Here is an 8,515-nt window from a genome sequence, read left to right on the forward strand (position 1 = left end):
ATTTATACGAACCTCCGTGCGGAGGAGGATCCGCGTATCTGCCTGCTGGTGATTATCGGCGTGACGGCAGAGGGCAAGAAAGAGCTGGTCAGTGTCAGTGACGGCCTGCGCGAATCCAAAGCTTCCTGGCTGGAGATTCTGCGTGACCTGCAGGCGCGCGGTCTGGAGACGGCCCCTTTGCTCGCCATTGGGGATGGTGCCATGGGGTTTTGGGCCGCACTGGATGAAGCCTATCCCGAAACTGGTCAGCAACGCTGCTGGGTGCATAAGACCGCCAACATTCTCAACGAACTTCCCAAAGCCCAACAGAGCAAAGCCAAGGCAGCGTTGCAGGAAATCTGGATGGCCGCCAATCGCCAGGCTGCGGAAAAAGCACTGGACGTGTTTGTGCGCAATTACCAGGCAAAGTATCCCAAGGCCGTGGCTAAACTGGAAAAAGATCGGGCTGAATTGCTCGCTTTCTATGATTTTCCGGCCGAACACTGGCGGCATATCCGGACCACCAATGCCATTGAGTCCACCTTCGCTACGGTACGCCACCGGACTACCCGGACGAAGAACTGTGTATCACGCAGCAGCTTTCTGGGATTGGGTTTCAAGATGCTGCAGCAGGCTGAAAAACGCTGGATTGGGATTTATGCTCCAGAGAAAGTCCTGCAGCTTTTTGCAGGGGTGAAATTTATCGATGGCATACCGGCTAACCTAACCCTGCCGGATGATCAACAGACCGCCGCCTGATCTATGTCAGAAAATGCTCATACACCAGATTTGACTATAGCTCGGCCACGACCGTCCATACTGATCTGTATGGTGGACCCAAAGTGGTGCGCATTTGTTGCCGCAAACAAGGGTGCGGGTCCTGAATGATGATCTACGGAAAACTTTCATCCGCTGGTTCCCTGGGATGAGCACGGATGAGCAGGCAACATCAAAGGAAACAGCATAGGGGGGGAGCCCCCGGAATGGTTCACTCTCCCCGCAAGATACACCGCTCAGTTACCGGTTACCCATGCAACGGAATCGCTGTGCTAATCAGTTAACTTATATGAAAAAATTTATTTCTTTGTATAACATATAAATGGCTACCAAAACTATGACACCGATAAAGATATCATTCAACGCCGCTTTACGCTGTCCCAGTTTATCTGCACTCAGTGCTCCCAACCATCCTCCCAATATTCCCCCAGCTATGTATTCTGCAGCAATACGCCAGTCTACGAGGCCGTTCAGCGAATAGCTGATGGCAGTCGCTGTACCTAGGGCCCCCACAGCTAACAATGAGGAAGCGACGGCATTCAAAATAGGCAAGCGCCCAGAACGCATCAGTGCAGGAACAATGAGAAAACCACCGCCAATCCCAAAAAATCCTGACAAAATGCCAGTACCACCGCCATAAAAATATACACAAGCATGCCGCTCGCATGTTTTATGCGCAACAGGCTGCTTATCTCGTGTTCGATACATAGTTAAGGCAATCCAAAGCATGAGCAGAGCAAAGAGAATCAATAGGTATTTTCCATTGATCGCCTTCCCTAATTCAGCACCGGCAAAAGCTCCAATAACACCCGCGATAGTAAAACGAATAGCGACTGCCCAGCGAACATTACCAGCACGCGCATGTGGAATCAGATTGATGAAAGCATTGATACCCACAGCCAGCGCCGTCGTGCCAATAACCAGATGAGGATTGTGTACACCGACCCAATAGAGCAACAACGGAACCGCCAGAATGGAGCCACCACCACCTATAAGTCCCAAGGAAAACCCTACGATCACACCAGCCAGGATGCAATCAATATTTTGGCCTAATGTCAATGCAATCATAAAGTTTCACCATGGTTAACAATTGAATAACTTTTTTTCTAATAGAAAGTAGAGCTCCCTCGTCATCTTAGGCGATGGATCTGAGAATAAGCTTGGGCAGAATCAGGTAAGCCATACATAGTGGAGCGTTGACCATGTCTCCCATATATTTGGAGTTTATGGTTTTAATTACCGTATGTCCATGCTTCCTAATCATCTGTCTAACCCCAATCAATCAGCGGCTGCAATTCACAATTGCTGATCCCTAGCCGTGCAAAATCAAGAATATTTCCCGACTACGCCTCAATAGCAAACTCTTTAATAATCATATAATCATTATTATTATTCAATATCCTTTATACCATGCCTGTCAAACAGCGGCTATAGTTGGTCTCATATAAGTAGAAGGCAGCACCAGAAATATTCACATTTTACTGTATAAATAATACAATCTTTCTAATCTTCAAGTATTTTAAATATCTTTATTCCACGACATGGTGTAGTAGAACTGAAGCTGATAGTTGGCTTATAATTCATTAATTAAAATAATCATCTCCTTTTAACGCTAAAAATATTAGTCTGGATTTTATTTAGGTTATATCCGTCTGCTACCCAAAGAGGAATCCCTCCCTTTAAATAGCTGACATCGACAAATTCCATCTCTTTGAGCGCCAACGCTGCCAATGAAGATCTTCCTGCAGATGGACAGTCACAGATGCAACAGATTTTCATCTGACGCGCGGAAACAAGCAATTTGTGGTGACCTCTGAATTTTAGATCAGCGGCCATCTCTATGATACCTCGGGGAATTGCTATAGCACCCGGAATACTCCCATGAGATAGCTCATCCGCTTCTCTGACATCTATCACGATTATGGCTTTGCAGAGGATCAGATGGTGCAGCTCGCTGGGCATCATCCCATGGATTGCTTCATGCGCCTCGTATATGAGGCTTTTCAACGTAGACATATCATCACATAGGTAGTAGGATTCATTTGTAAATAGTACAGGAAATAGAAAAATTTTTCGAGATGGTTGAATATCAAATTTAAGCATCATAATTTCGGTTGCTTACATACACTAGTTGCTCCTTATTTAGGTATTGTTCATTATTTTAAAAAAGGATGGCATCATGAACACAACACCACCAGATTTAACGACGATTATCAAGTCAGAACAACATTATCTCGGAAAATATACTTTAGTGGTAGGTTTAATCTTGATTGTAATCGGCATTTTCGGCTTGCTCAGTCCCGTGATTCTTTCCGCAGCAACTGATGGCATCCTGGCGGGGGTTCTTATTCTTGGTGGCGCAGTATGGATAGCTCATAGCTACCAACTGCATGCGCATGGGCTTGGAGACTGGCTCAGACCGCTTCTTTTGCTGATAACCGGAGCTATTATGGTAGCCCTTCCGGCCGCTGGCATAGCCAGCATTGGCTTGCTTTTTATTCTGTATTTCTTTATTGACGCTTACCGTAATTTTACGCGGCCCAAGGTGTTGAGTGGAGTCGGACGTGGCTGGTTTTTTTTCAGCGGTATTATCGATGTGTTGATTGCGTTGCTTTTTATCGTCACCTGGCCGCAAGGTTCACTGATACTGGTCGGTATTTTTGTCGGGGTGAACCTTATTTTTGATGGAATAATCTTGATAATAGTGCGCAATGGTATCATCGGACTAACGAAGTCCTGAAGAATAACCAACCATTGTTGCATCTGGGCCAATGAATAAACTTGTTCGTATTTTGCGGCAACTTTTTTATCCGCACGCTCACACTCTCGATTCATCAGGCATCAGTTTCAGTCCAAAATTTTGGCTGCTTATTGTTTTTACTGGTATCGGTGCTGGGTTGGGTGCGGATTTTTTGATGTTCCTACTCTCCACGGTTCAACATCTCAGCTACCACTACGCACATGGATATTTTCAGGTGGCGGCAGAGCATGTCTCCGGCTTACATCGCTTGGGCGTATTAATTTCTGCCGGAGTATTAGCTACCTTTGCAGTCTGGCTGTTACGCAGATTGTCGCATGGTGCCAATAGTGATGTAGTTCACGCTATATGGTTTCAATCTGGAAGCGTGAATTTTTGGCATACCATCGCTCAGGCGATACTTTCCATGACCATCGTCGGCATGGGCGCTTCCCTTGGCAGGGAAGGAGCACCCAAACAGGTAGGAATGGCAATCGCTAGCCTGCTTTCACGGTGGGGAAGGCTCTCATCGACAGAGACGCGTTTCCTCGCCGCCTGTGGAGCCGGCGCAGGGATGGGAGCGGTTTATAATGTTCCACTCGGTGGCGCGCTTTTTGCGCTGGAAGTCCTGCTGGGTTCAGTGACTTTACCTCTTCTGTTGCCCGCCATTACCACGGCATTGATTGCTACTGTAGTATCCTGGATCACTCTTCCTGACCAGCCCACGTACACACTTCCGATTTATACGTTTCATATCGGAGAACTGTGCTGGTCGCTCCTATTTGGACCATTAGCCGGCGTTATGTCTGTTTTGTTTGTTCGTCTCATTATATGGGCGGATCTCCATAAGCCTCAGTCGGGATGGTTTATGTGGGCACCCCTGCTTATGTTTACCCTGCTTGGGATATTAGCCATTCCTTATCCACAACTCTTAGGAAATGGAAAGGATGTCACTGAGTTTGCTTTTAATAGTCAACTTCCTTTACTTCTAATGCTTACTCTTGTCGTGTTAAAACCCTTGGTGACGGCAGGATGTCTTGGAAGTGGTGCCCCGGGTGGTCTTTTCACACCCAGTATTACCTATGGAGCGGTAGTTGGGGGATCAATGGGGGATTTATGGTCTTTGATCTGGCCTGGAGCGGCTATTGGAAGTTACGCCGTAATTGGCGCGGGTGCTTTACTCGCTGCCACGATGCAAGCGCCTCTGGCCGCCATAGTTTTGCTGCTGGAGCTCACGCACAATACTATGGGCATTATGATTCCTGTTCTGTTAGCCATAGTATCCGCTGTTTTCACTGCTCGCCTGTTAGATAAGCGGTCTATTTATTCTGGCCCTGCCGGTATTGAGCCATTCATTGAGCAAGTCTCTACGCACCCAGTACATACTGCATTTGATGACCTGATCACGCCGTCATTTCAGAATATCGTGCCGATCTCTGCCAACTACAGCCACCTTGTAAAGTTGATGAGTACTGACGATCCCCCGCACAATTTCTATGTGGTGGATCACAGCGGTCAACTCGCCGGTATGATTTTTTCGAAAAATCTAAGAACTGCGGACTTGCTGACGCGTACCTTGAATGTTGCAGCGGCCGACGATTTGAAAACACCAATTACCGCTATTCGATCCGATCAGAGCCGTAAAGAGGTCATCGATCTTCTTGATCAACCTTATTTTTCCGAGATGCCAGTGATTGATTGTGTCAGCAAACGATATATAGGTGTTGTCAGGCCATCTTCGATAATCTGTAAATAGCTATTCATCGTAATCCATCTGGCTAGCCGCACCGGGGTGAACGTCAGTCAGTTTGTAGCGCGAGGAGATTCGACCGCTATCATCGTCCGCGACTACGTATGCATACACATCCCGCCACCTGAGCGCCCCAGTCAATCAGGTCCAGTCCGGAAGGTCGCAGGCGGGCTGAGCATAAAACGGCTTGCGGCCTGATTCATGGCTCATTCCGAACAGCGCATACACTGCACTCCATAGCGTTTGATCCAGGCCTCCAGTGCTTCAATAGCCTCACTGCCGGTTTTCACGTTGTCCAGGGCATGTTGGGGATCATCCGGTTTGACGCGGGCAATCCAGGCGTCCTTGTAAGGATCAATATTGATCAGGTGCGGGTCTTCCAACAATTGCTCGTTGCGGGCAATGACTTCACCGGCAAAGGGCACGGGTACGCCGCCTGCCCACTTGCCACTTTCCAGCGTAGCCACATGCCGTCCGGCCTCCAGATGTGTGCCGATTTTTTTAATGCGGGCTTTTTGCAGGCGGCCCGACATGGTCTGCGCCGGGTCTGTGACGCCAATCGTCAGCGTCCCGTCCTCTTCCGGGCGCACCCAGACATAATCAAGATCATAAAACAGGTCTTCAGGCAGTTCACAACCATTATATTCACTCATGATGTGGCCTCCGCCTCAAAGTCGAGAATACGTTTTCCCGCAGCTTCACCCTGATCCGCCAACGCGCTAGCCAGATAGGGATAAAGTTCGGTTTCTTCCTTGGCATCGTGTTGTTTGAGAATGGTTTGGACGGTACTCAGCAGATCGTCAAAGGTCTCGGCGTCTTGGTCTGCAATGGCCTCCGCCATTTCTTCAAAAAACACCCGCAGATCCTGATGCCCCTTGCGGAGTAGTGCGGTCAGAGGATGATCTTCGCTGCCTTCCTGTAGCTCGAAGGCAGGGAATAAGGTGCCTTCTTCCACGACCATATGACCATCAACAATGCCGTGGCGGAAGGCTTCCAGTAACTGCGCAGCTTCCTGCCATGCGCCTTGGCGGACAGCCTGGGCACTTTGCTCCAAAAGTTGATCCAGGCGTTCATGGTCATGTTGCATGATCTGATCTATGGGTGTCATGGCATTCTCCGAAAAGGTTGCAGTGCATTTCTATGGGACCTGAACGTGGCCGAAGCTTTGTTCAGGCGCATTCAGGAGCTTGTGTTCATTGGGCACCGAGCATTTTCAGCACTTCGCCCAGAGGCTGTGCGCCCACTGTCTTCAGGGCACCGTCCACGACAATGGCCGGGACCGTTTTAATGCGCAGATTGCTGACGATTTCGCGCCCTTCGCGATCCGCCACATCCAGTACCTGCAGTTCCATCGGCACCTTTTCCGCAGCTTGTTTCCATACTGCTTCAGCCTGCGGGCAAACCGGGCACCATTTCGAGACCAGAATTTGTACTTTCATCTTCATCTCCTCCAATCGCGCTAACCGTTGGGTGCAAAAGAATCAAAATGTATGTGCGCATGAGGCACGCCGTGAGAACGCAGGAGATCGATGGCCGCTTCTATCATGCCGGGTCCGCCACACAGATACACTTCATGATCCTGCCAGTGGCCGATGGCTGCTACCGTGGGCAGAAGACGGCGGGCACCTTTCCACTGCGTATCTTCGCCATCGGAAATGGTGGGTGTAAAAGTGAAATGGGCATACTGTCCGGCCCATTGCTGCAGGGTTTCCAGATGATAAAAATCCCGCTGTTTTTTGGCGCCGTAAAAAAGATGAATCGGGTGGGTTTTCCCTGTGTACATACTTTCCTGAATAATGGCTTCAACAGGTGCCAATCCTGTTCCTGCGGCAATACAGAGCAAGGGCCGCGTATTATCCTGGAGGGCGAAGTCTCCTTGTGGCGGTCCGAGCGTGATTGCGTCGCCGCATTGAGCCTGGTAAAAAAGCCAGCGACTGAACAGACCACCCGGAAGTTCACGGATATGAAAAACCAACTCGCCCCGGTCCTGTGGAGGGGTAGCCATGGAGTAAGAACGCCATTGATTTTCCTGTCCCGGCACGGCCATCCGTGCATATTGCCCGCTTCGGTATGGATAGGGTTTTTCCGGCCGTAACCGCAGTTCCAGCACATTCCAGGCCAGTTTGCTCAGCCCCACAATTTCAGTATTCCAGACGTCCCCGGAAATCACTTCAGCCTGCAGCCGCAGATTGCTGCGCGGATAAAGCTTGCACAAAATGGCCATGCCCGCAGCGCGCTCTGTGGGCAATAAAAGCAGTGGCATGAAGGGTCCCTGCTCACTTTCTCCGGACAGGATGGTGCCCTTGCAATCTCCGCAAGAACCGCTGGCGCATCCATGTTTAATGGCCACATGATGGGCTTTTGCTGCTTCGACAATATTCTGGCTTTCATCCGCCTTGAAGCGGATACCGGAGGGCTCCAGACAAATTTCGTATTCCATGGCGTCACCTCATCAGCGTGGCGCAGCGGAAATATCCCTGCGCCACCGGTATGTCTGAATCACACAGCAGGCGGAACGTCGTCGATGGTGACCGGGACAAAACGGGAAGGAGCCATCGCCTCATAGGCTGCCTCAATACAAACCGTGGACGCGAGGTTGTAGGCCTCAATCCAGGATTCTGCCATTTCCTGAGTCCATGCAGCGCCCAGAAAATGTTTCAGGGTATTGAGCAGGCTTTTACCGACGATGGGATAATGTTCCGGACGCGTATCATATTTGATGTGTGAAATGCCCAGTTCTTTCAGATAGGGGACCAACACTTCCAGATTGTCGATAGTGGTCGCAATCAGAATGACCGAATTAAAAAGCCGAATACGTTGTTCGGTCATGTCTCCCGGAAACATTTTCCGGACTTCCGGAAAATGCGTAAACATATAATTATAAAAGTGCTCGGCAACCTGAACACCCAGGTCTTTCACAGCTGCACCACTGGACTGGATCAGTTGAATATTGATGCTCATTACGGATGACTCCTATATGCGTATTTGGTGTATAGGCTGCGTAACACAGCCAGCGTTTTAGAGAATAAGGATTGGTTAATGGAATTTCCTTGATTTCGGTCAAGTTTACGAATGTCCCGGTTTAGCTATTCTGGCGAATGATGACCTCCGCCCGCTGTTGAGCCTGCAGCAGTTCAGTGCGGTATACCGTGGTTGCATAACCTTGGGTCGGGGTGGTGGTCAGGGGCTGGAGTACCGAATGTTTTTGCCCGGGTTTCCAGTGCAGTTGTGCAATCATGGAAAGCCCCGGACACACCCCTTGCGTCCGGGGC

General features: G+C 49.4%; 9 protein-coding genes and 2 pseudogenes. 3 read left to right on the top strand and 8 right to left on the bottom strand.

What is annotated here, in order from left to right; translation table 11 throughout:
* A pseudogene (locus H7F08_RS14220) lies at nucleotides 1-738 on the top strand (IS256-like element IST2 family transposase); the annotation flags it as partial.
* Nucleotides 739-1,041: 303 nt separating this feature from the next.
* Here the strand turns inward: H7F08_RS14220 and H7F08_RS14225 are convergent.
* Together H7F08_RS14225 and H7F08_RS14230 are read right to left on the bottom strand one after the other, a co-directional pair.
* Nucleotides 1,042-1,824, bottom strand: coding sequence for a sulfite exporter TauE/SafE family protein (locus H7F08_RS14225; RefSeq protein ID WP_065980292.1), 783 nt, complete (start codon nucleotides 1,822-1,824; stop codon nucleotides 1,042-1,044).
* A gap of 528 nt (nucleotides 1,825-2,352) precedes the next feature.
* A complete protein-coding gene (locus tag H7F08_RS14230) occupies nucleotides 2,353-2,862 on the bottom strand; it encodes a rhodanese-like domain-containing protein (protein WP_193640898.1) in 510 nt (169 codons plus the stop codon).
* 73 nt (nucleotides 2,863-2,935) lie between these two features.
* On the opposite strand from H7F08_RS14230, the gene H7F08_RS14235 reads away from it, so the two are divergent.
* Complete coding sequence (locus H7F08_RS14235) at nucleotides 2,936-3,496, top strand: HdeD family acid-resistance protein (RefSeq protein ID WP_075323965.1); 561 nt, start codon at nucleotides 2,936-2,938, stop codon at nucleotides 3,494-3,496.
* 31 nt (nucleotides 3,497-3,527) lie between these two features.
* Nucleotides 3,528-5,249, top strand: coding sequence for a chloride channel protein (locus H7F08_RS14240; protein WP_193640899.1), 1,722 nt, complete (start codon nucleotides 3,528-3,530; stop codon nucleotides 5,247-5,249).
* Nucleotides 5,250-5,449: 200 nt separating this feature from the next.
* Here H7F08_RS14240 and H7F08_RS14245 read toward each other — a convergent pair whose 3' ends face one another.
* From H7F08_RS14245 to H7F08_RS14270, 6 genes and pseudogenes are all read right to left on the bottom strand, one after another.
* The gene (locus H7F08_RS14245; RefSeq protein ID WP_075323963.1) at nucleotides 5,450-5,896 is read right to left on the bottom strand and encodes a glycine cleavage system protein H; all 447 of its coding nucleotides are present in this window, start codon (nucleotides 5,894-5,896) and stop codon (nucleotides 5,450-5,452) included.
* Nucleotides 5,893-6,351 carry a hemerythrin domain-containing protein gene (locus H7F08_RS14250; RefSeq protein WP_193640900.1) on the bottom strand — a complete coding sequence of 153 codons (459 nt, stop codon included), beginning with the start codon at nucleotides 6,349-6,351 and terminating at the stop codon, nucleotides 5,893-5,895. Before H7F08_RS14250 ends, H7F08_RS14245 begins: the two co-directional genes overlap by 4 nt.
* An 85-nt stretch (nucleotides 6,352-6,436) precedes the next feature.
* Nucleotides 6,437-6,682, bottom strand: coding sequence for a thioredoxin family protein (locus tag H7F08_RS14255; protein ID WP_142087284.1), 246 nt, complete (start codon nucleotides 6,680-6,682; stop codon nucleotides 6,437-6,439).
* Nucleotides 6,683-6,702: 20 nt separating this feature from the next.
* Nucleotides 6,703-7,683, bottom strand: coding sequence for an FAD-binding oxidoreductase (locus H7F08_RS14260; protein WP_193640901.1), 981 nt, complete (start codon nucleotides 7,681-7,683; stop codon nucleotides 6,703-6,705).
* 59 nt (nucleotides 7,684-7,742) lie between these two features.
* Entirely contained in the window at nucleotides 7,743-8,204 is a 462-nt protein-coding gene (locus H7F08_RS14265; RefSeq protein WP_010642122.1) for a globin domain-containing protein, read from the bottom strand.
* A gap of 121 nt (nucleotides 8,205-8,325) precedes the next feature.
* Nucleotides 8,326-8,515 (bottom strand): annotated as a pseudogene (locus H7F08_RS14270) (hypothetical protein); the annotation flags it as partial.

This window comes from Acidithiobacillus sp. HP-11, assembly GCF_015100075.1.
Taxonomy (GTDB): Bacteria; Pseudomonadota; Gammaproteobacteria; order Acidithiobacillales; family Acidithiobacillaceae; genus Acidithiobacillus; species Acidithiobacillus thiooxidans.

Bases quoted from the DNA above. Each gene is read 5' to 3' on its own strand.
- H7F08_RS14225 (WP_065980292.1), bottom strand. From the start codon at position 1,824: ATGATTGCATTGACATTAGGCCAAAATATTGATTGCATCCTGGCTGGT.
- H7F08_RS14230 (WP_193640898.1), bottom strand. From the start codon at position 2,862: ATGATGCTTAAATTTGATATTCAACCATCTCGAAAAATTTTTCTATTT.
- H7F08_RS14235 (WP_075323965.1), top strand. From the start codon at position 2,936: ATGAACACAACACCACCAGATTTAACGACGATTATCAAGTCAGAACAA.
- H7F08_RS14240 (WP_193640899.1), top strand. From the start codon at position 3,528: ATGAATAAACTTGTTCGTATTTTGCGGCAACTTTTTTATCCGCACGCT.
- H7F08_RS14245 (WP_075323963.1), bottom strand. From the start codon at position 5,896: ATGAGTGAATATAATGGTTGTGAACTGCCTGAAGACCTGTTTTATGAT.
- H7F08_RS14250 (WP_193640900.1), bottom strand. From the start codon at position 6,351: ATGACACCCATAGATCAGATCATGCAACATGACCATGAACGCCTGGAT.
- H7F08_RS14255 (WP_142087284.1), bottom strand. From the start codon at position 6,682: ATGAAAGTACAAATTCTGGTCTCGAAATGGTGCCCGGTTTGCCCGCAG.
- H7F08_RS14260 (WP_193640901.1), bottom strand. From the start codon at position 7,683: ATGGAATACGAAATTTGTCTGGAGCCCTCCGGTATCCGCTTCAAGGCG.
- H7F08_RS14265 (WP_010642122.1), bottom strand. From the start codon at position 8,204: ATGAGCATCAATATTCAACTGATCCAGTCCAGTGGTGCAGCTGTGAAA.